Raw genomic sequence first — 26,302 nt, forward strand, 5'->3', positions numbered from 1 at the left:
CCGCAGCGGGGCACGCAATGCGGGCCGGATGACGTGCTGCAGCGCACATGAAACGTGCTCGCCGCAGCGACGAACGACGGTGTCGAATACCGCCGTCCGCGCCCGGCGCGTTACTGGCTGAAGAGGCGGCGCGTGACCGGCGAACCGGCCGGGATGCCCGCTTCCTCGAGCTTCGCGTACAGCTTCATCAGTTGCTGCTCGATCGCGAGCAGCGTCGACTCCGGCAGCGGCCGGCGCGAGTCGTCGACGACGCGTGCGCCGATCCGCTCGGACAGCGACTTCGCGTAATCGCACATCAGCCGGAACGGCAGGATGTCCTCTTCGGCCACCGGCACGTCGAGCACCAGCGTGATCATGTTGCCGCCCTTGTACGTCAGGTCGTCGCGCAGGAAGTTCGTATCGCCGAACTGCAGCATGAACACCGGGTTCTGCTTGGCGTCGAGCTTCACGAAGCGCGTGCCGTCGCGCGACAGCAGCAGCCCGTCCTGCGACGCGACCGCCTGCACGTAGTTCGCGGACCACGGCGCACCGTCCGACATCACGTTGATCGACAGTTGCGCGTCGCACTGCGCGGCAAACGCGTCGAGCTCGCGCGCCATCGCGACCGTTTCCATCATGTCCGGGAATTCCGGCGCGCCGTCGATCGCGTCGGCGAACTGCTGGACGCCCGTCACGAATTCGGAGAATTCGAGCTCGTTCAGTGCGCCGCTGCGGTTCGCAAGCTGCGCGGCCGCGCGCAGCTCTTCGTAGCGCACGCCGTTCTGCAGCAGCTCCCACTGGCCGCCTTCCGGCTTGCCTTCGATGTGCACGGGCTTGCTGCCCGCGCGGCGCAGCCGCTGCGCGACCGGCAGGATCTTGTCGCCCGGCAGCGGGCCGGTGAGGCGGATCGGCACGATGCAGTCGATCCGGCGATCGACGATCGCGGGCGGCGCCGACGAGACCGTCGTCGCGGCCGGCATCACCGGTTCGGTCGGCTCGGCCGGTTCGGCCGCCGCGTCATGCGTGGCGGCGGGCACGGCCTCTTCGCCGGCAGCCGGTTCGCTCGATTCGGCCGACGTGTCGACGCCCGTCGCCTCTGCCTGCAGGTCGGCCGGCGTATCGGCCGGCGCGGCCCCGCCGAACGTCGGCTCGACGCGCGCGGTTTCGGCCGCCGCCGTCGCCGCCGCGACCGGCGCCGCGGGCTCGCGGCGCACCGGCTGACGCACCGGCTCGATGAACGGCAACTCTTCGTCGCGCTCGGGGCGGTTCATCGCCTCGGCCGCTTCTTCCGGCATCGGGCGCGGCATCCTGCGCCGCACTTTCGCGCCCTGCCATGCGTTGTAGACCACGACGCCGCCCACCACGACGGCGCCCGCGCCGATCAAACCGAGTGTCAACTCGTCCATGCACGCTCCATCAGCAATTCTTTTTCGTCAGGACCGCGAACGGGCGCCCATGCGCCGCGCGAACGCGGTCCGGTTTCGTCAAACGTCAATTCTGGGCAAAACCCGCGGCGGTTTCCATGTCCACTGCAACGATCCGCGACACGCCCTGTTCCTGCATCGTCACGCCGATCAGTTGCTGCGCCATTTCCATCGCGATCTTGTTGTGCGAGATGAACAGGAACTGCGTCTTGTCGGACATCGCGCGCACGAGATTCGCGAAACGCTCGGTGTTCGCGTCGTCCAGCGGCGCGTCGACCTCGTCGAGCAGACAGAACGGCGCCGGGTTCAGCTGGAACATCGCGAACACCAGCGCGGTCGCGGTCAGCGCCTTTTCGCCGCCCGACAGCAGGTGAATCGTCGCGTTCTTCTTGCCGGGCGGCTGCGCCATCACCTGCACGCCGGCATCGAGGATCTCGTCGCCCGTCATGATCAGCTTCGCCTGGCCGCCGCCGAACAGGCGCGGGAACAGGTCGCTGAAATGACGATTGACCTCGTCGAAGGTACCCTGCAGCAGCGTGCGGGTTTCCTGGTCAATCTTGTGGATCGCATCCTCAAGCGTCGTGATCGCGTCGATCAGGTCGGCCGATTGCGCGTCGAGGAACACCTTGCGCTCGCTCGCGGCCTTCAGCTCGTCGAGCGCGGCCATGTTCACCGGGCCGAGCGCGTTGATCGCGTTGTTCAGGCGCGTGACTTCGCCCTGCAGGTACGACGGCTTCAGATCCGGCGTGAGCTTCGCGGCCAGCGCGGCCTCGTCGACCTCGGCGGTCGCGAGCTGCTCGGCGAACTGCTCGACGGACAGGCGCGCGGCCTGCTCCTTCAGTTGCAGCTCGGTGATGCGGTCGCGCAGCGGCTGCAGCGAACGCTCGGCGACGAGCCGCTGCTCGTCCGACGCGCGCAGCTTCGCGGTCAGGTCGTCGAGCTCGATCCGCGCGGCCTGCAGCGCCTCTTCCTTCACCGCGCGAATCTCGAGCGCGTCCTGCAGGCCGGTGTGCGCGGTCTGCTCGTTGATCGTCTCGAGTTCGGCGCGCGCGTCTTCCAGCGACGCGGCGACGCGCTCGCTCTGTTCGTGCGCCACCTGGATCGTGCGCTTGAGCTCGTCGATCCGGGTCACCGCATTGCGGGCGGCGAAGCGCGCGTCGTTCGCTCCGCGCTCCAGGTCGCGCGCTTCCTGACGCGCCTGCGTCAGCGATTCGTCGAGCGACTCGAACGCGAGCTGGTTGTCCTCGATACGCGCCTGCAGTTCGGCGAGCTCGCCGTCGAAGCGCTCGAAATTCGCTTCCGATTCCGCGCGCAGCGCACGCTGCTCTTCGATCTGCGCGCCGATTTCCTCGAGCTCCTCGCGGATCTGCGTGCTGCGCTGCGTATAGCGTTCATGCGCCTGCGCGAGCTTCAGCACGTCCATCTGCAGCGCATGCACGCGCTGCGTCGCCCGTTCGGCCTGGGCCCGGACGTCGCCGAGCGCCTGCGTGGCCTGCGTGTGCGCGGCTTCCGCCCGCACGGCGGCCGTGCGCGCCTCGTCGGCGAGCAGCGCCTGCGCCCGCACCTGGCGCGCCAGGTTCTCGATTTCCTGCTGGCGGGCCAGCATCCCGGCCTGCTCCGAATCGGCGGCGTACAGCTGCACGCCGACACGCGTGACGATATGGCCGGCCTTGACGACGAACGCGCCGCCTGCCGGCAGCTGCGTGCGCGTCGCGAGCGCCTGCGCGACGTCGTCGGCGACATAGACGTTGCCGAGCCAGTCGTTCAGCACCGCGCGGATGCCCGCGTCGTCGATGCGCACGAGCGACAGCACCGGCCGCAGCCCGGCCACCGCGGCAGGCGGCTCACCGGCCGCGGGCGGCGCGTAGAACGCGAGCTTCGCGGGCGGCGCATCGCTCGCGAAGGCCTTCACCCAGTCGAGATTCGATACTTCGAGCGCGGCGAGACGCTCGCGCAGCACGGCCTCGAGCGCCGCTTCCCAGCCGGCCTCGACGTGCAGCTTCTTCCACAGACGCGGCAGTGCGCCGAGCTCGTGCTTGTCGAGCCACGGCTGCACCTTGCCTTCGGTCTGCACGTTCTCCTGCAGTTGCTTCAGCGCGGCGAGGCGCGCTTCGAGCTGGTGGATCTGCGCGGCCTCGGCCTGCACACGCTCCTGCGCGGCGCGGCGTTCACCGTCGAGACGCGGCACCGTTTCCTGCGCGTCCGCCAGGCGCGCCTGGGCTTCCGCGAGGATCTCTTCCTGTTCGGCCAGCTGCATGCGCAGCTCTTCGAGTTGCGTCTCGTCCGGCGCGTCGAGCCCGCCCGCTTCGCTCTTCAGGCGCTCGTGGCGCTGCTGAAGCTGCTGGAGCTGCTGGTCGGCGTTGCGCTGATGCGCGGCTTCGAGCTTCAGCGACTGCTCGGTCTGCGCGATCCGCGCGCGCTCGTCGTTGAGCTGCGCCTGCGCGTCGCGCCACTTCGCTTCGAGCGCCGGCAGCGCATCGTGCTTCGCGGCCGCGTTGTCCTCGGCGAGCGCGGCCTTTTCGTCGGCCATCGCGCGCGCCTCTTCGGCTTCCTCGAGCTCGTCCTGCGACTTCTCGGCCTGCGCGCGCCACTGCTCGCGCTGCGCGTTGAGGGCGGCGATCTGCGCCTGCACGCGGTTGCGCGATTCGACGATGAACTTGATCTCGGCTTCGAGGCGGCTCACCTCGGCATTCGCCTCGTAGAGCGCACCCTGCGCGCCCTGCATCGCGTCGCTCGCCGAGTAATGCGCGACGCGCAGCGTCTCGAGCTGCGCCTCGACTTCGCGCAGCTTCGCCGTCTGCGCCTCGAGGTCGATCTGCGCCTGTTCGATCGCGCGCTGCTGCTTCTGCTGCTCGCCGGCCGCCTCGTTCTTGCGCAGCAGCCACAAGAGGCGCTGCTTCTCCTCGCCGTCGGCGACGAGTTCCTTGTACTTGGTCGCGACCACCGCCTGCGCCTCGAGCTTCTCGAGGTTCGCGCCGAGTTCGCGCACGATGTCCTCGACGCGCGTCAGGTTCTCGCGCGTGTCGTGCAGGCGGTTCTCGGTTTCGCGGCGGCGTTCCTTGTACTTCGACACGCCGGCGGCCTCCTCGAGGAACACGCGCAGCTCTTCGGGCTTCGCCTCGATGATCCGCGCGATCATGCCCTGCCCGATGATCGCGTACGCACGCGGGCCGAGGCCGGTGCCGAGGAAGATGTCCTGGATGTCGCGGCGGCGCGCCGGCAGGTTGTTGATGTAGTAGCTCGACGTGCCGTCGCGCGTCAGCACGCGCTTGACGGCGATCTCGCCGTACTGGCCCCACTGCCCGGCCGCGCGGCCGTCGGAGTTGTCGAAGATCAGTTCGACGCTGGCCCGGCTGCCGGGCTTGCGGGCGGTCGAACCGTTGAAGATCACGTCCTGCATCGATTCGCCGCGCAGCTCGGACGCGCGCGACTCGCCGAGCACCCAGCGCACGGCATCGATGATGTTGGACTTGCCGCATCCGTTCGGGCCGACCACGCCGACGAGCTGGCCCGGAACCTGGAAATGCGTGGGATCGACGAAGGATTTGAAGCCAGCGAGTTTGATCGAGCTCAGACGCACGGCGGTATCGGATGTGAAGAAGGTGTGAAACGGACGGGGCCGCACGGCGCGGGGCCGGAGAGCCCCTGCGCGCCACGCGCCCCGGAATTCAAAAACGGGGCCGCGCGCATCCCGCGTTGGCCCCGCAAACGGCTTCCATCATACCATCGCGCGTGCGCCGTCCCGACCGTCGCCGGGTTTGCCCGGTGCCGGCGCGGCACGATGGACCCGGCTCGACAGCAGCGTCGCCAGCACGATGCACGCGCCGCCCGCCCACTCGCGCGCGGTCGGCAACTCGTTCGCGAACACCCACGCCGACAGCGCGGTGATCACGATCTCGAACAGCATGATGATCGACGCGCGGTTCGCCGGCACGCGCGCGAGGCCGTACTGGACGAGCAGGTTGTTCGACGCCATCGTCACGCCGATCGCGGCGATGATCAGCGCGGCCACGCCGAGCTGGCCGCTCGCCGGCACGGCCGGCAGCCCTTCGAACAGCGACGCGATCGCGCCGAACACCGCCGCGCCGCCGAACAGCGTCGCAGTGCGCATTTCCGCGCGCATCTCGGGCAGCTCGCGGCTCGCCTTGATCACGAGCACGTTGCTCATCGCGAAGCTCAGCCCGGCGGCGAGACCGGCCCATTCGGCCGGGTTGGCCGGCAGCGGCAAGCCGAGCTTCGGCGACCACAGCATCAGCATCGCGCCGCCGATCGACAGCGCCGCCAGCCCCGCGCCGGCCCAGGTCAGCCGTTCGCGCAGCAGGAAGTGCGCGTAGATCGCGGTCCAGGCCGGGGTCAGGTAGAACAGCAGCATCACCCGCAGCACCTCGCCGTGGATCGTGCCCCATACGAACCCGAGGTTCGTCACGCCGGCCGTCACCGCGATGCCCGGCAGCACCCAGTGCCAGCGCAGCGTCGCGATCGTGCGGTGGCGCGCGACGATCACGAACAGGAACGCGACGAGGCTCGTCAGCGCGCTCGCCAGCGTGCCCGTCACGCCGAGCGACGCGAGGATCCGCAGCGGATACCAGATCAGGCCCCATACCGACGCGCCGATCAGGATGGCCAGCGTCGGCAGACTGCCGCGTACCGCGTTGTTCATTTGGTTCGATACCCTTTATTCGACCGGCCCGGCCGCCGTTCCGGCAGGCCGTGACCGCATTCCGTCACGCTATAATCGTCCGCTGCGACCCGCGCGCCCGACGCGCCCGTTCGCAGCCGCGCGGCGCGCCCGCCGCTTCTTTCGCTCCAACCGGCCGCGATGGCCGCTTCGCCCGTGAACCCTCGACTCGACTCGCTCCAGCCCTATCCCTTCGAAAAGCTGCGCGCCCTGTTCAAGGACGTGACGCCTTCCGGCGACCTCAAACCGATCAGCTTCGGCATCGGCGAGCCCAAACACGCGACGCCGGCGCTGATCCGCGACGCCGTGGTGGCCGCGCTCGACGGCCTCGCGTCGTACCCGGCCACCGCCGGCTCGGACGCGCTGCGCACGTCGATCGCGCACTGGCTCGAGCGCCGCTACGGGCTGCCGGCGGTCGATCCGGCCACGCAGGTGCTGCCGGTGTCGGGCTCCCGAGAGGCGCTGTTCTCGCTCGCGCAGACGGTGATCGACGCGCGCCCGGCCGCGGACGGCAAGAAGGCGATCGTACTCTGTCCGAATCCTTTCTATCAAATTTACGAAGGCGCGGCGCTGCTGGCCGGCGCCGAACCCTATTTCGCGAACAGCGACCCGGCCCGCAACTTCGCGTGCGACTACGCGGCCGTGCCCGATGAAGTCTGGGCGCGCACGCAGCTGCTGTACGTGTGCTCGCCCGGCAACCCGACGGGCGCCGTGCTGACGCTCGACGACTGGCGCGAGCTGTTCGCGCTGTCCGACCGCCACGGTTTCGTGATCGCGTCCGACGAGTGCTATTCGGAAATCTATTTCGATGAAGCGGCGCCGCCGCTCGGCGGCCTCGAGGCCGCGCACCGCCTCGGCCGCGGCTTCGAGCGGCTCGTGATGCTGTCGAGCCTGTCGAAGCGCTCGAACGTGCCGGGCATGCGTTCGGGCTTCGTCGCCGGCGACGCCGCGCTGCTGAAGCAATTCCTGCTGTACCGCACGTACCACGGCGCCGCGCTGTCGCCGGTCTGGCAGCACGCGAGCATCGCCGCGTGGAACGACGAGGCGCACGTGCGCGAGAACCGCGCGCTGTACCTGCAGAAATTCAATACGGTCACACCGATGCTCGCCGACGTGATCGACGTGAAGCTGCCCGACGCCGCGTTCTACCTGTGGGCCAACGTGTCGCGCACCGGCCTGTCGGACACCGAGTTCGCCCGCCGCCTGTACGCCGACTATAATGTGACGGTTCTGCCCGGCTCGTACCTGGCGCGCGATGCGCACGGCACGAACCCGGGCCGCGATTTCATCCGGATCGCGCTCGTCGCGGGCACCCCCGAATGCGTCGAGGGCGCGCAACGCATCGTCGATTTCTGCCGCGCTCTCGCGCGGTAAGACGTCCATCCCGATCAATTCCATCCATCTCCTGCGAAAACGAACATGTCGCAACAACTTCAGCAAATCATCGATACCGCCTGGGAAAACCGCGCCGAGCTGTCGCCGAAGGCCGCGCCCGCCGACGTCCGCGAAGCCGTCGCTCACGCGATCGAGCAGCTCGACAAGGGCGCCCTGCGCGTCGCCGAGAAAATCGACGGCAACTGGACGGTCCACCAGTGGCTGAAGAAGGCCGTGCTGCTGTCGTTCCGCCTGGAGGACAACGCGCCGATGCCGGCCGGCGGCTACTCGCAGTTCTACGACAAGGTGCCGTCGAAGTTCGCGAACTACACGGCCGAAGACTTCGCCGCGGGCGGCTTCCGCGTCGTCCCGCCGGCCATCGCGCGCCGCGGCTCGTTCATCGCGAAGAACGTCGTGCTGATGCCGTCGTACACCAACATCGGCGCGTACGTCGACGAAGGCACGATGGTCGACACGTGGGCCACGGTCGGTTCGTGCGCGCAGATCGGCAAGAACGTGCACCTGTCGGGCGGCGTCGGCATCGGCGGCGTGCTCGAGCCGCTGCAGGCGAACCCGGTCATCATCGAGGACAACTGCTTCATCGGCGCGCGCTCGGAAGTCGTCGAAGGCGTGATCGTCGAGGAAAACTCGGTGATCTCGATGGGCGTGTACCTCGGCCAGAGCACGAAGATCTACGATCGCGAGACGGGCGAAGTCAGCTACGGCCGCATCCCGGCCGGCTCGGTCGTCGTCGCCGGCAACCTGCCGTCGAAGGACGGCTCGCACAGCCTGTACTGCGCGGTGATCGTCAAGAAGGTCGACGCGAAGACGCGTGCGAAGGTCGGCCTGAACGAGCTGCTGCGAGGCGACTGATGGCGAAGCCGCACACCGTGGTCGTCTACGGCATTCCGAACTGCGACACCGTGAAGAAGGCCCGCGTGTGGCTCGACGATCACGGCGTCGAATTCGAGTTCCACGATTTCAAGAAGCTCGGCGTCAGCGCGCCGCTGATCGAAGACTGGCTGAAGGACGTGTCGCTCGACGCGCTCGTGAACAAGCGCGGCACCACGTGGCGCGGCCTGGACGACGCGATGAAGGCGGCTGCCGAAACGAAGACCGGCGCGGTCGCACTGATGATCCACAAGCCGTCGGTCATCAAGCGCCCCGTGCTCGTCGTCAACGGCCGCGTGAAATCGCTCGGCTTCGTGGCCGATCAATACGCGGCGCTGTTTACCGCATAGGGTTGCCCGCGCTGCGCCCACGGGCGCCGCCCTGTCGCTGCCGGCCACCGCGCCGGCATTTTTTATCGAAAGTGGTCCGAACCATGTCCGCCACCCTAGCCCTTACCGAACAGCTGATCGCCCGCGCGTCCGTGACGCCCGACGACCAGCACTGCCAGCAGATCATGACCGAGCGCCTCGCCGCGCTCGGCTTCGAATGCGAGACCATCGCGTCGCACGGCGTGACCAACCTGTGGGCCGTCAAGCGCGGCACCGATGGCCGCGACGGCAAGCTGCTCGCGTTCGCGGGCCACACCGACGTCGTGCCGACCGGCCCGCTCGAACAGTGGACCTCGCCGCCGTTCATCCCCGCCCATCGCGACGGCAAGCTGTACGGCCGCGGCGCGGCCGACATGAAGACGTCGCTCGCGGCGTTCGTCGTCGCGTCCGAGGAATTCGTCGCGGCCCATCCCGACCATCGCGGCGCGATCGCGTTCCTGATCACGAGCGACGAGGAAGGCCCGGCCACCGACGGCACCGTGAAGGTCGTCGAACTGCTGCAGGCACGCGGCGAACGCCTCGACTACTGCATCGTCGGCGAGCCGACGTCGACCACCGAGCTCGGCGACGTCGTCAAGAACGGCCGCCGCGGGTCGATGTCCGGCGAACTGGTCGTCAAGGGCGTGCAGGGCCACATCGCGTATCCGCACCTCGCGAAGAACCCGATCCACCTGCTCGCGCCGGCGCTCGCCGAGCTCGCCGCCGAGCAATGGGACGCCGGCAACGAATACTTCCCGCCGACCACCTGGCAGGTGTCGAACCTGCACGCCGGCACCGGCGCGACCAACGTGATCCCCGGCCACGCCGACCTGCTGTTCAACTTCCGCTTCTCGACCGCGAGCACCGTCGAAGGCCTGCAGGCCCGCGTGCACGCGATCCTCGACAAGCACGGCCTCGAATACACGCTGAAGTGGTCGGTGAGCGGCCTGCCGTTCCTCACGCCGCGCGGCGAACTGTCGGGCGCGCTGGAACACGCGATCCGCACCGAAACCGGCATCACGACCGAGCTGTCGACAACGGGCGGTACGTCGGACGGCCGCTTCATCGCGCGCATCTGCCCGCAGGTGATCGAATTCGGCCCGCCGAACGGCAGCATCCACAAGATCGACGAGCACATCGAGGTGCGCTTCGTCGACCCGCTGAAGAACGTGTACCGACGCGTGCTCGAACAACTGATCGCCTGACGGAGCCTCGCATGACGACACCTTTTGCCACAGTCCGCGACCTGCTGCGCTACGCGGTCACGCGCTTCTCGAAAGCGAAGCTCGCGTTCGGCCACGGTTCCGACAACGCGTACGACGAAGCGGCCTACCTCGTGCTGCATACGCTCGATTTGCCGCTCGACACGCTCGAGCCGTTCCTCGACGCGCGCCTGTTGCCCGACGAAATCGCGGCCGTGCTCGCGGTGATCGAACGACGCGCGACCGACCGCGTGCCGGCCGCGTACCTCACGCATGAAGCGTGGATGCACGGCCACCGCTTCTATGTCGACGAACGCGTGATCGTGCCGCGCTCGTTCATCGGTGAACTGCTCGACGACGGACTGCAACCGTATGTCGCCGACCCCGAGCAGGTCGGCGCGGTGCTCGAACTGTGCACCGGCTCCGGCTGCCTCGCGATCCTCGCGGCGAGCGCGTTCCCGAACGCCGAGATCGACGCGGTCGACCTGTCGGACAAGGCGCTCGAAGTCGCGGCAATCAACGTGCGCGACTACGGCCTCGAAGACCGCATCGGGCTGCATCGCGGCGACCTGTACGCACCGTTGCCCGCGTTCCGCACCGACCCCGACTCGCGCTACGACGTGATCCTGACGAACCCGCCGTACGTGAACGCCGCGTCGATGGCCGCGCTGCCGCCCGAATACCGGCACGAGCCGGAGATGGCGCTCGCCGGCGGCGACGACGGGATGGACATCGTGCGACGTATCGTCGCCGAAGCGCACCGCTGGCTGCATGACGACGGCGTGCTCGTCGTCGAGATCGGCAACGAGCGCGAGCACGTCGAAGCGGCATTCGGCGGCCTCGAGCTCACGTGGCTGCCCACCAGCGCGGGCGACGACGCCGTGTTCCTGATCCAGGCGTCGGACCTGCCGCGCAAGGCCTGAGCGTTCCCCGCCCGCCCGCCGTGCGGCGCACCACTGCGTTGCACGGTTGGGTAAGATGCGCGTAGGCGGCCGCCCGGCCGCACGACCTGCGGAATCCCCTCGGGAGTCCGCTCGGGAGTCCTTTGCGCGCCCATGACCCTCGACTGGCTACATCTCGGCACCCTGATCCTGACCGTCCACGTGCTCGGGATCGTCGCGGCGTGCCACGCAATCATGAACACGCGTACGTCGCAAGGCGCGATCGCGTGGGCCGTCTCGCTCACGGCCATGCCGTACCTGACGCTCGTCCCGTACCTGTTCCTCGGCCGCAGCAAATTCTCCGGCTACGTCGACGCCCGGCGCCACGAGCTGGAAATGTTGCGCACGCACACACCGCGCTCGCCGTGGCGCACCACCGACGCGACCGACGGGCCCGCCGCCGACGCACTCGGCCAAGCTGCCGTACTCGCGCTCACGCGGCTCGGCGGCATGCCGTTCCTCGGGGGCAATTCGGTGCGCACGCTCGTGAACGGCGACGCGACGTTCTCCGCCATCCTGTCGGCGATCGACGCCGCGCGCGACTACGTGCTCGTCCAGTTCTTCATCGTGCGCGACGATGCGCTCGGCCGGATGATGCGCGATGCGCTGCTTGCTCGCGCGGCGGCCGGCGTGCGCTGCTGCCTGCTGTACGACAGCATCGGCAGCTTCGACCTGCCGCACAGCTACGTCGACGCATTGCGCCGGGGCGGCGTCGAGGTCCATCCGTTCGCGACCAACCGGAAATTCGTCAACCGCTTCCAGCTGAACTTCCGCAACCATCGCAAGATCGTCGTCGTCGACGGCAATCGCGCGTTCGTCGGCGGCCACAACGTCGGTGTCGAATATCTCGGCGCGAAGCCGCGCCTGTCGCCATGGCGCGACACCCACATCGAGATACGCGGCCCCGTGGTGGCGAGCATCCAGTACGTGTTCGCCGAAGACTGGCACTGGGCGACGCAGAAGCTGCCGCCGATCGCGCTACCGCCGCCCGCGCAGCCCGGCGACGGCATGCACTGCCTCGCGGTGCCGATGGGGCCGGCCGACAAGCAGGAAACCGGCTCGCTGTTCTTCGTCGAATCGATCAATGCCGCCCGCGAGCGGGTCTGGATCACCACGCCGTACCTGGTTCCGGACGAAGCCGTGGTTTCCGCGCTGAAGCTCGCCGTGATGCGCGGCGTCGACGTGCGCATCCTGATCCCGAGCCGGCGCGATCACTACGTCGTGTTCGAGGCGTCGAAGCTCTACGCGCGCGACCTCGTCGATGCCGGCGTGAAGGTGTTCCGCTACCGGCCCGGCTTCCTGCACCAGAAAGTCGTGCTGATCGACCGCATCGCGGCGGCGATCGGCAGCGCGAATCTCGACAACCGCTCGTTCCGCCTCAATTTCGAGGTCATGGTCATGACCGTCGACCGCGCGTTCGCCCACGAAGTGGAGGCGATGCTCGATGCCGACTTCGCGCAGGCCTACGAGGTCGATGCGGACGAATACCGGCAGTCGCCCGCCTGGCGGCGCATCGCGATGCACGTCGCGCGGCTGTTCGCGCCGATCCTTTGACGGCCAGCGCGAGCCGCCCCCGCACGATCCGCATCGGCGCGGCGCACGCCGCCCCGCGCCGTCACAGCAGCTTGTCGATGTCCGCGGCGATTTCGTCGGGCTTGGTAGACGGCGCGTAGCGCTTGACGATCCGCCCTTCGCGGTCGATCAGGAATTTCGTGAAATTCCACTTGATCGCCTTGAGGCCGAGAATGCCGGGCGCCGCGTCGGTCAGATAACGATACAGCGGATGCGCATGGTCGCCCTTCACGTCGATCTTCGCGAACATCGGAAACGTGACGCCGTAGTTGCGTTCGCAGAACGCGCCGATCTGCGCGGCGTCCCCCGGCTCCTGCTTGCCGAACTGGTTGCACGGGAAGCCGAGCACGAAGAAACCGCGCGCCGCGTACTGGTCGTACAGCTTCTGCAGACCCGCGTACTGCGGCGTGAAACCGCACTCGCTCGCGGTATTGACGATCAGCAGCACCTTGCCGCGATACGTGTCGAGCGATACCGGCGCACCGGCGAGCGTCTCTGCGCTGAACGAATACAGGGTGGACATCGGGCACTCCTTTTACGAAACCGGATCGACGTGGAGTCTAGGCGAAATTGCGCCGTTGCGGCATCCGCCGGACGGCCGATGCCCGGCGCGACCGGCGCGCAGTCTAGAATAGCGGTTTTGGCCAGCCATTTCCGCCGTGATCCGTTTCAATCAGTTCAGCCTTGCGCGCGGCACGAAGCCGCTGTTCGAGTCGACCTCGTTCGTGCTCAATCCCGGCGAGAAAGCCGGCCTGATCGGCGCGAACGGCGCCGGCAAGTCGACGCTGTTTTCCGTCCTGCGCGGCGAGCTGCACTCGGACGCCGGCGATTTCTCGATGCCGCCGTCGTGGCGGATCGCCCACGTGTCGCAGGAAACGCCCGCGGTCGACCGCTCGGCGCTCGACTACACGCTCGACGGCGATACCGCGCTGCGCGAGATCGAGGCCCGCATCGCCGCCGCATCGGCCGCGCATGACGGCGCCGCCGAAGCCGACGCGCACGCGGCGTTCGCCGATGCCGACGGCTACACCGCGCCGGCCCGCGCCGAAGCGCTGCTGCTCGGCCTCGGCTTCACGCTCGCGCAGACGCGCGAATCCGTCGCGAGCTTCTCCGGCGGCTGGCGCATGCGGCTGAACCTCGCGCAGGCGCTGATGTGCCGCTCCGACCTGCTGCTGCTCGACGAACCGACGAACCACCTCGACCTCGATGCGATCGTCTGGCTCGAAGACTGGCTGCATCGCTACCCCGGCACGCTCGTCGTGATTTCGCACGACCGCGAATTCCTCGATTCGATCTGCAACGTCACGCTGCATCTGGAAAACCGCCAGGTGAAGCGCTACGGCGGCAACTACTCGCAGTTCGAAGTGCTGCGCGCGCAGCAACTGGCGCTGCAGCAAAGCGCGTACGAAAAGCAGCAGAAGACGATCGAGCACCTGCAGAGCTTCGTCGACCGCTTCAAGGCCAAGGCGACCAAGGCCAAGCAGGCGCAAAGCCGGATGAAGGCGCTCGAGAAGATGGAGCTGATCGCGCCCGCGCACATCGCGTCGCCGTTCACGTTCGAATTCCGCACGCCCGATGCCGCGCCGAACCCGATGATGGTGATGGAGGACGTCCGCTGCGGCTACCATGCCGACGACGGAACGGACATCCCGATCGTCGAGCGCGTCGCGCTGTCGATCCAGAACGGCCAGCGCATCGGCCTGTTGGGCGCGAACGGCCAGGGCAAGTCGACGCTGATCAAGACGCTGGCCGGCACGCTCGCACCGCTGTCGGGGCACGTGCGCGACGGCAAGGGGCTGACGATCGGCTATTTCGCGCAGCACCAGCTCGAAACGCTGCGCGAGGACGACTCGCCGCTCGCGCATCTGGCGCGGCTCGCGCCCGACACGCGCGAGCAGGAATTGCGCGACTTCCTCGGCGGCTTCAATTTCTCGGGCGACATGGCGACGAGCCCGGTCGGGCCGTTCTCGGGCGGCGAAAAAGCCCGCCTCGCGCTGGCGCTGATCATCTGGCAGAAGCCGAACCTGCTGCTGCTCGACGAACCGACGAACCACCTCGACCTCGAAACGCGCCACGCACTGACGATGGCACTCGCGCAGTTCGAAGGCACGCTGATCCTCGTGTCGCACGATCGCCACCTGCTGCGCGCGACGACCGACCAGTTCATGCTGGTCGCGAAGCACCGGCTGCAGCCGTTCGACGGCGACCTCGACGACTACCGCGACTGGCTGCTGCAGCACGCGGCCGAGCAGCGCGCGGCCGCCAAGGCCGACAGCGCGGCCGCCGCGGGCGCCGATCCGGGCGTCAACCGCAAGGATCAGAAGCGCCAGGCGGCCGAGGAACGCCAGCGGCTGTCGCAGTTGAAGAAGCCGCTGCAGAACCGCATCACGAAGCTCGAAAAGGAAATGGAAACGCTGCACGCGGAGAAGGCGCGCCTCGATGCGTTCGTCGCCGATCCGGCCAGCTACGAGGCCGCGCGCAAGACGGAGCTGACCGAGGCGATTCGCAAGCTCGGCGAGGTCAACACCCGGCTCGAGACGGTCGAGGCGGACTGGCTCGCCGTGCAGGAAGAACTCGAGCAGATCGGCTGAGCGCGGCCGCCGGCGCGCCATCAGCCGATGATCGCTTCATCGGTGGTGCAGCGCGTCGGGACGTCACCGCCCCACGAATCCGCCGGGCCGCGCCGCATCCGGAAACGATGAGGCCGGGCGCGCTGGCCCGGCCTCGTTTTCATTGCGTTTGACGTAGTTGCCCGGCCCGTCGGCCGGCCGCGCGAGCCGCTCAGCGGCGCGGCAGCGTGTCGCGCGGCATCTGCTCGTCGTCGCCCATCAGGTGCCGGCGCCCTTTGATCGGCCGGCGGATCGCCGCGGCGACTTCCGCTTCCGTCACATCCTCGGATACGACCTTGCGCGCCAGGCGCCCTTCTTCGTCGATCCATTCGACGATCCGGCATCCGCCGCCCCACGGCTGGCGAATCGGCTCCGACACGCGGCAGCCGCGCAGGTTGTAAAGGCGTCCGCCAGGCGCTTCCCCGTACGATTTCAACATAGGTTCCCTTCGCATTGCGCGGTTCGACAATCCGGCAAAGGATAGGGAAAAGCGATGTCCGGCGGGTTACAGCAGCCTACATATTCTTTACAGCGAATTACGCGACAGATCGCCGGGCGATGTACGGTCCGCGCGCGGGCCCGCGCCGCTCATTCAAGATCGCGCACGCGGTCGATCGCCTGCTCGAGCCGCTCGACGGCCATCACGTTCAGCCCTTCGATCGGCTGTTTCGGCGCATTCGCCTTCGGAATCAGCGCGGACGTGAAGCCGAGCTTCGCCGCTTCGCGCAGCCGTTCCTGCCCGCGCGGGGACGGCCGGATCTCGCCCGCCAGCCCCACCTCGCCGAACACGATCAGCCCTTTCGGCAGCGCCTTGTTGCGCATCGACGAGTGAATCGCCAGCAGCACCGCGAGGTCGGCGGCCGGCTCGGTGATCTTCACGCCGCCCACCGCATTGAGGAACACATCCTGATCGAAGGCCGCGATGCCCGCGTGGCGGTGCAGCACCGCGAGCAGCATCGCGAGCCGGTTCTGTTCGAGGCCGACCGCGAGCCGGCGCGGGTTCGGCACGTGCGCGGTATCGACCAGCGCCTGGATTTCGACGAGCAGCGGGCGCGTGCCTTCCTGCGTGACGAGCACGCACGACCCGGGTACGACCTGCTCGTGCTGCGACAGGAACAGCGCGGAGGGGTTGGCTACGCCGCGCAGCCCGCGCTCGGTCATCGCGAACACGCCGAGCTCGTTGACCGCGCCGAAGCGGTTCTTGAACGCGCGCACGAGCCGGAACGACGAGTGCGTGTCGCCTTCGAAGTACAGCACCGTGTCGACGATGTGCTCGAGCACGCGCGGGCCGGCCAGGTTGCCCTCCTTCGTCACGTGCCCGACCATGATGATCGCGGTGCCCGACTGTTTCGCGATGCGCGTGAGCTGCGCCGCGCATTCGCGCACCTGCGCGACCGAGCCGGGCGCCGACGTGAGCGCGTCCGAATAGACGGTCTGGATCGAGTCGATGACGGCCACGTCCGGCCGCTCCGTATCGATCGCGGCCTGGATCTTCTCGAGCTGGATCTCGGCGAGCAGCTTCAGTTCGGCAGCCGGTGCGCCGCCGTCGAGCAATGCGAGCCGTTGCGCGCGCAATGCGATCTGCGCGGCCGATTCCTCGCCACTGATATAGAGCGCGCGCCGCTCGCTCGCGATATCCGCGAGCGACTGCAGCAGCAGCGTCGACTTGCCGATGCCCGGATCGCCGCCGATCAGCACGACGCCGCCCGGCACCAGCCCGCCGCCCAGCACGCGGTCGAATTCGCCGATGCCGGTGGAGAAGCGCGGGACGTCGGCGGCCTCGATGTCGGCGAGCCGCTGCACCGGCGCCCGCTTCGCGAGCGACTGGAACCGATGGGCGGCCGGCGACTCGGCGACCGATTCGACGAGGGTGTTCCAGGCCTGGCACGACGGGCACTGCCCCTGCCACTTCGGGGTCTGTCCGCCGCACTCGCTGCAGACGTAAACGGTTTTCTGTTTGGCCACGCGCGACGCCCTTATTCCGCTCGCACCGGCACGCGGCCGGCGACCGCGCACATCAGCTCGTAGCCGATCGTCCCGCAATGGCGCGCGACGTCGTCGATCGGCAGCGCGTTGCCCCACAGTTCGACCCGCGCGCCGACGCCGGCCTGCGGGCACGGCGTCAGGTCGACGGTGATCATGTCCATCGACACGCGACCGACGATCCGCGTACGGATGCCGTCGACGATCACGGGCGTGCCTTCCGGCGCAACGCGCGGATAGCCGTCCGCGTAACCGCACGCGACCACGCCGATCCGCATCGGCGCCTGCGCGGAAAACGTCGAGCCATAGCCGATCGCCTGGCCCTTCGCGATCGTCTGCACCGCGATCAGCTCGGACGCGAGCGTCATCGCCGGCTTCAGCCCGGTATCCGCGATATCGGACGACAGCCCGGACGGCGACGCGCCATACAGGACGATCCCCGGCCGCACCCAGTCGAAGTGCGTATCCGGATGCCACAGCACGGCCGCCGAATTCGCGAGGCTGCGCGCGCCGGCGATGTTTTCCGCGCCGCGCTCGAACGTCGCGAGCTGCTCGGCGACGCCGCGCTCGTTGTCCGCGTCCGAAAAATGGGTCATCAACGTGATCTGGCCGATGCCGGGGCACGCGCGGGCGCGCTCCCACGCGGCGCGGTATTTCTCCGGCACGTAACCGAGCCGGTTCATCCCGCTGTTCATCTTGAGCTGCACGTTGACGGGCTTCGACAGCCGCGCCGTTTCCAGCATCCGCATCTGCTCGTCGTTGTGGACGGTCGTGGTCAGGCTGTAGCGGTCGATCACGTCGATGTCGGTCGAGCGGAAGAAGCCTTCGAGCAGCAGGATCGGGCCGGCCCAGCCGAGCTCGCGCAGCTTCACGGCCTCGTCGAGGTCGAGCAGGCCGAAGCCGTCGGTGCCGCGCAGGCCCGGAAACACGCGGGCGAGACCGTGGCCGTACGCGTTGGCCTTGACGACCGCCCAGACCTTGGACGGGCCGGCAAAGCGGCGGACGACGGAGAGATTGTTCGCGAGAGCGGCGGTGTGGATGGTGGCGGAGATCGGGCGCGGCATGGGAAATTTACGTAAAGACGCTTGCGAATCATCAGCTTACCGCGCCTTTTGAGCACCGAAGCCGACAATTTGCGGAACGATCGGGGAATCTTGCTAGTCCGAATTCGCGTATTTTCATGTTATAAAGCCGTGCGCACAACCCATTTCGAACGGAATAAGCCGATCGCATACCAGGCGGCCTACGCGGCCCTGCCGCAGCGACGAAAGCATCGCATCAGATGAAAAAAGGTTTTTACACCATCATGGCCGCGCAGTTTTTCTCGTCGCTGGCCGACAATGCGCTTCTCATCGCCGCCATCGCCCTGCTGAAAGACCTCCACGCCCCCAACTGGATGACACCGCTGCTGAAGCTGTTCTTCGTGTTGTCGTATGTGGTGTTGGCGGCGTATGTCGGTGCCTTCGCGGATTCGCGCCCGAAGGGCCGCGTGATGTTCATCACCAACTCGATCAAGGTGATCGGCTGCCTGATCATGCTGTTCGGCGCCCACCCGCTGATCGCGTACGGGATCGTCGGGTTCGGCGCGGCGGCCTACTCGCCCGCCAAATACGGAATTCTCACCGAGCTGCTGCCGGCCGACCGGCTGGTCGCCGCGAACGGCTGGATCGAAGGCACGACCGTCAGCTCGATCATCCTCGGCACCGTGCTCGGCGGCGCGCTGATCAGCCCGCACATCGCGTCGCACGTGATCGCGCACACGCCCGCCTGGATCGGCACGCCGGCCGAAGCCGCGATGGCGATCATCATGGCCATCTACGTGGTCGCCGCGCTGTTCAACCTGCGCATTCCCGACACCGGCGCCCGCTACCCGAAGCAGGAACGCGGCCCGGTCAAGCTGCTCACCGATTTCGCCGACTGCTTCATGGTGCTCTGGCGCGACAAGCTCGGCCAGATTTCGCTGGCGGTCACCACGCTGTTCTGGGGCGCGGGTGCGACGCTGCAGTTCATCGTGCTGAAGTGGGCCGAGGTGTCGCTCAACATGTCGCTGTCCGAAGGCGCGATCCTGCAGGCCGTGGTCGCGGTCGGCGTCGCGGCCGGCGCGATCGCCGCGGCCGCCCGGATTCCGCTGAAGAAGTCGCTGACCGTGCTGCCCGTCGGCATCGTCATGGGCATCGCGGTGATGCTGATGGCGTTCTACACGCGCGACCTGTTCCCGTCGCACTGGGCCGTGCACTTCGGCCATCTGCGCCTGCCGTTCTACCTGATCGTCGCCTACATCTTCCTGATCGGCGTCGGCGCGCTGTCCGGCTACTTCGTCGTGCCGATGAACGCGCTGCTGCAGCATCGCGGCCACGTGCTGCTGTCGGCCGGCCACTCGATCGCGGTGCAGAACTTCAACGAGAACCTGTCGGTGCTCGTGATGCTGTGCCTGTACGCGGTGCTCGTGTGGCTCGACGTGCCGGTCGGCGTCGTGATCGTGCTGTTCGGCACGTTCGTGTGCCTGACGATGTGGCTCGTGATGCGCCGCCACCAGGCGAACCAGCGTCAGTTCGACTCGGTCGCGCTGATCGGCGAATCGCGGCACTGACGCTACACTCTCCGTTTCCGTCCGCCGGCGCCGGGCCTCGAACCGGCGCGTTGCCCTCATGACGCACCCGATACCCAACATCCTGACGATCGCCGGCTCCGATTCGGGCGGCGGCGCAGGCATTCAGGCCGACCTGAAGACGTTCTCCGCGCTCGGCGCGTACGGCGCGAGCGTGATCACCGCGCTGACCGCGCAGAACACGCGCGGCGTGACGGGCGTGCATGCGCCGGACGCCGCGTTCGTGACCGCGCAGCTCGACGCGGTGTTCGGCGACATCCGCATCGATGCGGTCAAGATCGGGATGCTCGCGAACGCAACGATCGTGCAGGCGGTGGCCGACGCGCTGCGCCGTTACGCGCCGCGCTTCGTCGTGCTCGACACGGTGATGATCTCGAAGAGCGCCCACGCGCTGCTCGCACCCGATGCCGTCGACGCGCTGCGCGACACGCTGCTGCCGCTCGCGACGGTCGTCACGCCGAACCTGCCCGAAGCGGCCGCGCTGCTGAACGACGCACCCGCCACCACCGAAGACGAGATGGTGCGGCAAGGCCGCGCGTTGCTGCAGACGGGCGCCCGCGCGGTGCTGATGAAGGGCGGCCACCTGCCCGACGCGTCCGCCAGCCCCGACTGGCTCGTCGAAGCGACGCGCACCGTGCGGCTCGACGGCGCGCGCGTGCCGGTCAGCAATACGCACGGCACCGGCTGCACGCTGTCGTCGGCGATCGCCGCGCTGCTGCCGCAGCAGCCCGACCTCGAAAGCGCGGTACGCGAAGCAAAGACCTACCTGACCGGTGCGATCGCCGCGAGCGGCCACCTCGACGTCGGCCACGGCGTCGGCCCGGTCCATCACTTTCATCGCTGGTGGTGAGCGCCCGCTGACGCGGGGTCAGTGATCCTGCGCCGCGAACGCCTGCGCGCGCACCGGCCAGTCGTCGGGCACGACGAAACCGCGCGCCGTCTCGCGCCACGTGCCGTCACTACCCTTCTCATGGACCGCGATCAGATCAGGCGCTTGGCGCGTCGCCAGCACGGGCGGCAACGCCAGCGCGCGCGCCAGCGGCTCGGGCGCGAAACCCGCGTCGGCGGCAGCCCGCCGCGGCGCCAGCCACGCCAGTCTCGGCAACACGCTCCATGCCGCGCCGTCCCGCTGCGCGGCCGCCCACGCCGGCCACTGCGCGTGCGTCAGCCAGAAACCGCGCGGGTGATCCGGCGCGATTTCGGCGGACACCGGCGGCACCGGCGCACCGTGCGGATGGAACAGCCAGCCCTTGATGAACATCTGCGCATCGGACGGCGCGCCGTAGCCGAGCCGGGCAAAGCCGTCGTGTTCGCCGAGCCGCAACTGATGGTCGAGCAGCCGGCTGCGCTTGCGATCGAACCGGTCGACGAGATTGGGGCCGACGAAATCGGCGAGCGACGCGCCGTCGCGGACCGGCGCGCACAGATAACACTTCACCGCGAGTTCCCAGTGCAGGCGCCGGCCGTCCGGCGCATCGACGAGAAAATCGACTTCGCCGAGCGTGCGGCCGTTGCTGCGCAGTGGCAGATTGGCCGCGACGAGCCGCAGCGACGGCCCGTGCGTCAGGAAGTACTCGAGCAGGCATTCGGCGTAGCGGCCCAGCCGGGTGGGCCGAAATCCGTCGAGCGCGCGATGCAGCGGCCCCGGCTGCGCATCGAGCGCGGCGAGCCACGCCTCGACGGCCGCTTGGCCCGCCGCATCCGGCCATGGGCACGCGAGCGGCGCGCCCGGTACCGCGGTGAGCAGGCTCGGGCTGGCCAGCAGCCAGCCCAGATCGCGCACCGCGACGTCATGCAGCGTGTCGACGAATGCGAACGCCGCGTCGCTCGTCATTGCCCGGCCGGGCCGTTCGCGTCGGCGCCTTCCGCACGCCGGAACGTATTGCGCGCGAGGCACAGGTCGGCCCACGCCTTCGACTTGTCCTGCAGGCTGCGCAACAGATAGGCCGGGTGGTAGGTGACGATCACCGGCACGCCTTCGTACGCATGCACGCGGCCGCGCAGCGACGCGATGCTCGCGTCCGTCTTCAGCAGCGTCTGCGCCGCGAAACGGCCGAGCGCGACGATCAGCTTCGGCTTCACGAGCGCGACCTGGCGCTGCAGATACGGCTCGCAGCTCGCGACTTCGTCCGGCTCCGGGTTGCGGTTGCCGGGCGGCCGGCACTTGATCACGTTCGCGATGTAAACGTTGTCGCCGCGCTTGAGCGACAGCGACTGCAGCATGTTGTCGAGCAGCTTGCCGGCCTGGCCGACGAACGGCTCGCCCTGCTTGTCCTCGTTCTCGCCCGGCGCTTCGCCGATCAGCATCCAGTCCGCTTCGCGATCGCCGACGCCGAACACGGTGTTGGTCCGCTTCTCGCACAGACGGCACAGCGTGCAGTCGGCCACGCGGGCGGCCAGCGCATCCCAGTCGAGCGCGGCGACCGGTGCGCCGGCGGGGCGCGATTCGGCGGCCGGCACGGGCACGGATTCGCCCGGCGGCGCCGCGTCGAACCACGCGAAATCGTCGTCTGCCGCCGGCGGCGCATCGCCCGTCGGCGGCATCGTATCGGTCGATGCGGGCGATGCAGCCTGCGCGCGCGGACGATCGCCGTCGACGACACCGTGCGCCGGCGCCCGCGACTCGCGCGCCGGCAAGCCCTCGGCAGCGCCACGCGGGACCGCCGTCGGCGCATCGCCCTGCACCGGCGCATGCGCTGCACGCACCGGCCGCTCGACCGCGACGGCCGAACCGTCGTCGGCCGCCGCGGTTGGTGCGACGGCAGGCGCTTCGGCTGCCGCGCCTTCATCCGCGCGCTGCCCGCGCCGCACCCAGATCTGCGCGAGGCCCAGTTCCTCGAGCGCCGCTTCAGCCCATGCCATGCGCGTCCCCCTCGTCCTTGTTCAGCGTCAGACGCATCACGATCGCGTCCTCCCGGCTGCGATGCTTCGCCGGATAGTAGTTCTTGCGCCGGCCGATCGTCACGAAGCCGAAGCGCTCGTACAGATGGATCGCTCGCGGATTCGACGGCCGCACTTCGAGCAGCACGCCGTCGAGCCCCTCCGCGCGCGAAATGCGCACGGCCTCGCGCAGCAGCGCGAGGCCCGCGCCCGCATGCTGCGCGGCCGGCGCGACGCACAGGTTCAGCAGATGCATCTCGTCGATCACGGGCATCAGCACGCAATAGCCGACGAGCGACCCCGTCACGTGCCGCAGGCATACGCCCAGATAGCCGTTGCGCAACGAATCCTCGAAGTTGCCGCGGCTCCACGGGAACTCGTACGCGACGTGCTCGATCGCGACGACCTCGTCGAGATCGGCGTCCGTCATCGGCGCCAGATAGCGGTCGCTCAGCAGGACGCCCGTCATCCCTTCGCTCCGCCCGTCTGCGCGGCCCGTGCCGCGATGCGCTCGGCAGTCGTCTGCGCGACCTTGTCGCGCACGTACTCGGGCGCGGCCTGGTCGGCCGGCACCGCACGTCCGGCACGGAACGCACGCAGCGCCGCATGCGCGACCGCCAGTGCGTGCGGCATCGCGTCGCCGTCGATCGCGGCCGCCCGTGCGGCGGCCGGCAACTGCGCGCCGAACGCGGCAGCCGCATTGCCGGCGAGCGTGAACGGCACGTCGGGTACGCCGACGGCGCCCGGTGCGTCGAGCGACGCCGGCTGCAGCGTGCGCCAGTCGCCGATGCCGTCGTCCCACGCGAAATCCGCCCAGTACGCTTCATCCATCCGCGCGTCGAGCGCGGCGAGCACGCGGGTCGTGCCGGGTGCGCGCAGGCGCGCATGCTCGGCGCACGCGAGCAGCGTGCCGATCGGCACGACCGGCAGCCCGGCCCCGAACGCGAGGCCCTGGGTAATGCCCGTCGCGGTCCGCAGGCCGGTGAACGAGCCGGGGCCCGCGCCGAACGCGATCGCGTCGCAATCGGCGAGCGTCAGCCCGGATTCGGCGAAGAGTTCCTGGATCGCCGGCAGCACGCGCGTGCTCGACACGGCGCCCGTCGGCTCGTGACGGACCCAGGTTTGCGGGGTGGAAACGGCGTCATCGGCGTGGGCCGAGCGCAGCAGCGCGACCGAGCAGTATTCGGTCGACGTATCGATGGCGAGGAGCACTGTTTGCGTCATGGCCGACATTGTAATGCGCCGCCCCGCTCCCACGGGCGATCGGGCCCGATCTGTGCGCACGGGCGGCGCCGGCGGCGGTTTGGAAGGATCGCTCGACCCCGCGCGACGGTCCGCTTGTTAAGATCGGCCGATCTGAAACCCTTACGGAGACACCCGATGAGCGAACTCACCGCCCAATTCGACCAGGCCCAGATCGACGTCAAGCAACTGACGGAACGGCCGGGCAACCTGACCTTGCTGCGCCTGTACGCGCTCTTCAAGCAGGCGACCGACGGCGACGCGCACGGCGACAAGCCGGGTTTCACCGACATCGTCGGCAAATACAAGTACGATGCCTGGGAAGCGCTGAAGGGCACATCGCAGGATGCGGCGAAGCAGCAGTACATCGAACTCGTCGAATCGCTGAAAAACGGCACGGCGTCCTGACGGAATCGACGCCGCCGCAATCGGCAATCAAATCAGTGGCGCAGCGCAGCAAATTTCTTTATAATGCGGCCTGCGTCACCTCCCGCGCTCGGCTCGCAAGCCGTTCCGGCCCGACGCCTCGTAGCGTTAAGCTCCAATCCGGTTTAGAACCTGTCCCCTCCTGCTTCGACCCTTGCGGTCGTCAACTAGGCTGGCGGCCCCGCTCCTGAAGCGCGCCGCACCCAAAACAGCTTCTAATGCCTCATCCGCCGACGGTTCGGCGGATTGCACCCGTTTCCCGATTTGCTCGCTGAATCCGACGACTTGGGTATGCGCGATTGGCGCCGACGTTTCACCCACTGTGTTTCAAGGATTGTTATGACTTCGAGCATCAACTCCAGCCCGCTCAACGCGATCGCCGACCAGGCGCTCGGTCTCGACGACGCCGCCGCACCGGCCGCGGTCGAACCGGCGTCGGACGAGCCGAGCTTCGCGTCGCTCGGGTTGTCGCCGGAGATCGTCTCCGCGCTGCAGGCCGCCGGCTACGTGAAGCCGACGCCGGTCCAGCAGCGCGCGATTCCGGCCGGCATCGCCGGCCGCGACCTGCTGGTGTCGAGCCCGACCGGTTCGGGCAAGACCGCCGCATTCATGCTGCCCGCGATCGAACGTTTCGCGCAGCTCCAGAAGACGCAGGCGCAGCAACCGCGCGCGCCGCGTGAACCGAACCAGGGCGACCGCCGCGCGCGCCGCCCGCAACCCGTCGCGCGCCCGGGCCTGCTCGTGCTGACGCCGACCCGCGAACTCGCGATGCAGGTCACGACGGCCGCCTCGACGTACGGCAAGCACCTGAAGCGCCTGCGCACGGTCAGCATCCTCGGCGGCGTCGCGTACGGCCAGCAGCTGATGCTGCTCGCGAAGAACCCGGAAATCCTGGTTGCCACGCCGGGCCGCCTGCTCGATCACCTCGAGCGCGGCCGCATCGACCTGTCCGAACTGAAGATGCTCGTGCTCGACGAAGCCGACCGCATGCTCGACATGGGCTTCATCGAAGACATCGAAACGATCGTCGACGCCACGCCGGACACGCGCCAGACGATGCTGTTCTCGGCCACGCTCGACGGCAAGATCGGTTCGCTGACGAGCCGCCTGCTGAAGGACCCCGAGCGCATCGAGATCCAGCAGCGCCTGGAATCGCGCGCGAACATCGCGCAGACCGTCCATTACGTCGACGACCGCGATCACAAGGATCGCCTGCTCGATCACCTGCTGCGCGACGACGCGCTCGACCAGGCGATCATCTTCACGGCGACCAAGATCGATGCCGACCAGCTCGCCGGCCGTCTTGCCGACGCAGGTTTCGAATCGGCCGCGCTGCACGGCGACCTGCCGCAGGGCGCGCGTAACCGCACGATCCGTGCGCTGCGCGAGCGCCGCGTGCGCGTGCTGGTGGCCACCGACGTCGCGGCACGCGGCATCGACATCCCGGGCATCACGCACGTGTTCAACTACGACCTGCCGAAGTTCGCGGAAGACTACGTGCACCGTATTGGCCGTACCGGCCGCGCGGGCCGTTCGGGTATCGCGGTGAGCCTCGTGCACCACGCCGAGCAAGGCGCGCTCAAGCGCATCGAGCGCTTCGTGCGCTCGCCGCTGCCGGTCAACGTGATCGAAGGTTTCGAGCCGCGCAAGGCGCCCCCGCGTAACGGCGGCAACGGCGGCCGCGGCCGTCCGGGCGGCGGTAACGGCGGTCGTCGTTTCGGCGGCAAGCCGGGCGGCGGTTATGGCGGCAACGGCAACGGCCGCAGCTACGGCGGCGGCAATGGCGGCGGCTGGAGCGGCAAGCCGGGCGGCAGCCGTGACGGCGGCCCGCGTCGCGACGGTCAACGCAGCGGCGGCCCGCGCCGCAGCAATTCGGCATCGTAAGCACACCCGGGCGGCCCCGCGGCCGCCCCGCGGATCGGCGCCCTGCCCATCCAGCCAACCGGCGCATCCGCGCCGGTTTTTTTTCGCCTTGTCGAAATTTCACGATGCGGGAAATTTTTTTGTGTCGTAAAAAATCATGCTGCACGGCACAACCCGTGTGATTGCGGGATAGGAAAATGCATTTCTTATCTCGAAATGATGCAAGCAACCCATTGATTCAAAACAACTAAAAAAATCGACA

Annotated in this window: 22 protein-coding genes; 11 read left to right on the plus strand and 11 right to left on the minus strand. The window is 68.6% G+C overall.

The genetic code is table 11. The annotated features are described in order from the left end of the window. Positions 1-110: 110 nt before the first annotated feature. From KU887_RS10795 to KU887_RS10805, 3 genes are all read right to left on the minus strand, one after another. Positions 111-1,385 carry a cell division protein ZipA C-terminal FtsZ-binding domain-containing protein gene (locus tag KU887_RS10795; RefSeq protein WP_006498677.1) on the minus strand — a complete coding sequence of 425 codons (1,275 nt, stop codon included), beginning with the start codon at positions 1,383-1,385 and terminating at the stop codon, positions 111-113. A gap of 85 nt (positions 1,386-1,470) precedes the next feature. Beyond that, positions 1,471-4,983 carry a chromosome segregation protein SMC gene (smc, locus tag KU887_RS10800; RefSeq protein WP_258250056.1) on the minus strand — a complete coding sequence of 1,171 codons (3,513 nt, stop codon included), beginning with the start codon at positions 4,981-4,983 and terminating at the stop codon, positions 1,471-1,473. Positions 4,984-5,121: 138 nt separating this feature from the next. After that, positions 5,122-6,063 (minus strand): DMT family transporter, encoded by a 942-nt coding sequence (locus KU887_RS10805; RefSeq protein WP_006488241.1) that lies wholly within the window; start codon positions 6,061-6,063, stop codon positions 5,122-5,124. 159 nt (positions 6,064-6,222) lie between these two features. On the opposite strand from KU887_RS10805, the gene dapC reads away from it, so the two are divergent. From dapC to cls, 6 genes are all read left to right on the plus strand, one after another. Beyond that, positions 6,223-7,455 (plus strand): succinyldiaminopimelate transaminase, encoded by a 1,233-nt coding sequence (dapC, locus tag KU887_RS10810; protein ID WP_006488235.1) that lies wholly within the window; start codon positions 6,223-6,225, stop codon positions 7,453-7,455. 45 nt (positions 7,456-7,500) lie between these two features. Further along, a complete protein-coding gene (dapD, locus tag KU887_RS10815; protein WP_006478479.1) occupies positions 7,501-8,328 on the plus strand; it encodes a 2,3,4,5-tetrahydropyridine-2,6-dicarboxylate N-succinyltransferase in 828 nt (275 codons plus the stop codon). Continuing rightward, on the plus strand, positions 8,328-8,696 hold the full coding sequence (locus KU887_RS10820; protein WP_006488257.1) for an ArsC family reductase: 369 nt from the start codon (positions 8,328-8,330) through the stop codon (positions 8,694-8,696). The genes dapD and KU887_RS10820 overlap by 1 nt, the downstream gene beginning before the upstream one ends. An 83-nt stretch (positions 8,697-8,779) precedes the next feature. Beyond that, complete coding sequence (gene dapE, locus KU887_RS10825) at positions 8,780-9,919, plus strand: succinyl-diaminopimelate desuccinylase (RefSeq protein WP_006493370.1); 1,140 nt, start codon at positions 8,780-8,782, stop codon at positions 9,917-9,919. A gap of 11 nt (positions 9,920-9,930) precedes the next feature. Further along, positions 9,931-10,839 carry a 50S ribosomal protein L3 N(5)-glutamine methyltransferase gene (prmB, locus tag KU887_RS10830; protein ID WP_006488226.1) on the plus strand — a complete coding sequence of 303 codons (909 nt, stop codon included), beginning with the start codon at positions 9,931-9,933 and terminating at the stop codon, positions 10,837-10,839. A gap of 132 nt (positions 10,840-10,971) precedes the next feature. Next, positions 10,972-12,411, plus strand: coding sequence for a cardiolipin synthase (gene cls, locus KU887_RS10835; RefSeq protein ID WP_034201582.1), 1,440 nt, complete (start codon positions 10,972-10,974; stop codon positions 12,409-12,411). Between the two features lie 61 nt (positions 12,412-12,472). Here the strand turns inward: cls and KU887_RS10840 are convergent, their stop codons facing one another. Beyond that, entirely contained in the window at positions 12,473-12,952 is a 480-nt protein-coding gene (locus tag KU887_RS10840; RefSeq protein ID WP_258250057.1) for a glutathione peroxidase, read from the minus strand. Between the two features lie 136 nt (positions 12,953-13,088). Here KU887_RS10840 and KU887_RS10845 point away from each other — a divergent pair, with 136 nt between their 5' ends. Beyond that, a complete protein-coding gene (locus KU887_RS10845) occupies positions 13,089-15,020 on the plus strand; it encodes an ATP-binding cassette domain-containing protein (RefSeq protein WP_048989265.1) in 1,932 nt (643 codons plus the stop codon). Positions 15,021-15,210: 190 nt separating this feature from the next. On the opposite strand, the gene KU887_RS10850 is transcribed toward KU887_RS10845, so the two are convergent. From KU887_RS10850 to alr, 3 genes are all read right to left on the minus strand, one after another. Continuing rightward, positions 15,211-15,477: a DUF2866 domain-containing protein gene (locus KU887_RS10850; protein WP_006488228.1), complete on the minus strand. Its 267-nt coding sequence runs from the start codon at positions 15,475-15,477 to the stop codon at positions 15,211-15,213. A 149-nt stretch (positions 15,478-15,626) separates the two neighbouring features. After that, on the minus strand, positions 15,627-17,003 hold the full coding sequence (gene radA, locus KU887_RS10855) for a DNA repair protein RadA (RefSeq protein ID WP_006488230.1): 1,377 nt from the start codon (positions 17,001-17,003) through the stop codon (positions 15,627-15,629). An 11-nt stretch (positions 17,004-17,014) separates the two neighbouring features. Beyond that, complete coding sequence (gene alr / locus KU887_RS10860) at positions 17,015-18,085, minus strand: alanine racemase (RefSeq protein WP_006488243.1); 1,071 nt, start codon at positions 18,083-18,085, stop codon at positions 17,015-17,017. 218 nt (positions 18,086-18,303) lie between these two features. Between alr and lplT the strand changes: the two genes are divergently transcribed. Both lplT and thiD read left to right on the plus strand, forming a co-directional pair. Next, on the plus strand, positions 18,304-19,611 hold the full coding sequence (gene lplT / locus KU887_RS10865) for a lysophospholipid transporter LplT (RefSeq protein ID WP_006488251.1): 1,308 nt from the start codon (positions 18,304-18,306) through the stop codon (positions 19,609-19,611). 58 nt (positions 19,612-19,669) lie between these two features. Beyond that, the gene (gene thiD, locus KU887_RS10870) at positions 19,670-20,479 is read left to right on the plus strand and encodes a bifunctional hydroxymethylpyrimidine kinase/phosphomethylpyrimidine kinase (protein WP_048989263.1); all 810 of its coding nucleotides are present in this window, start codon (positions 19,670-19,672) and stop codon (positions 20,477-20,479) included. Between the two features lie 18 nt (positions 20,480-20,497). Here thiD and KU887_RS10875 read toward each other — a convergent pair whose 3' ends face one another. From KU887_RS10875 to tsaB, 4 genes are read right to left on the minus strand one after another with little or no spacing between them, the layout of a single operon-like run. Next, positions 20,498-21,463 (minus strand): DUF1853 family protein, encoded by a 966-nt coding sequence (locus KU887_RS10875; protein ID WP_006498670.1) that lies wholly within the window; start codon positions 21,461-21,463, stop codon positions 20,498-20,500. Next, positions 21,460-22,491 (minus strand): uracil-DNA glycosylase, encoded by a 1,032-nt coding sequence (locus KU887_RS10880; protein ID WP_034201580.1) that lies wholly within the window; start codon positions 22,489-22,491, stop codon positions 21,460-21,462. The genes KU887_RS10875 and KU887_RS10880 overlap by 4 nt, the downstream gene beginning before the upstream one ends. Continuing rightward, a complete protein-coding gene (gene rimI / locus KU887_RS10885) occupies positions 22,478-22,978 on the minus strand; it encodes a ribosomal protein S18-alanine N-acetyltransferase (RefSeq protein WP_006486170.1) in 501 nt (166 codons plus the stop codon). Before rimI ends, KU887_RS10880 begins: the two co-directional genes overlap by 14 nt. Continuing rightward, positions 22,975-23,742 (minus strand): tRNA (adenosine(37)-N6)-threonylcarbamoyltransferase complex dimerization subunit type 1 TsaB, encoded by a 768-nt coding sequence (tsaB, locus tag KU887_RS10890; RefSeq protein ID WP_048989261.1) that lies wholly within the window; start codon positions 23,740-23,742, stop codon positions 22,975-22,977. Before tsaB ends, rimI begins: the two co-directional genes overlap by 4 nt. A 147-nt stretch (positions 23,743-23,889) precedes the next feature. On the opposite strand from tsaB, the gene KU887_RS10895 reads away from it, so the two are divergent. Then, the gene (locus KU887_RS10895; protein WP_006478462.1) at positions 23,890-24,159 is read left to right on the plus strand and encodes an acyl-CoA-binding protein; all 270 of its coding nucleotides are present in this window, start codon (positions 23,890-23,892) and stop codon (positions 24,157-24,159) included. Between the two features lie 357 nt (positions 24,160-24,516). Continuing rightward, the gene (locus tag KU887_RS10900; protein ID WP_006498667.1) at positions 24,517-26,061 is read left to right on the plus strand and encodes a DEAD/DEAH box helicase; all 1,545 of its coding nucleotides are present in this window, start codon (positions 24,517-24,519) and stop codon (positions 26,059-26,061) included. Positions 26,062-26,302: the final 241 nt, after the last annotated feature.

This window comes from Burkholderia sp. EMB26, from assembly GCF_024730645.1.
Taxonomy (GTDB): domain Bacteria; phylum Pseudomonadota; class Gammaproteobacteria; order Burkholderiales; family Burkholderiaceae; genus Burkholderia; species Burkholderia cenocepacia.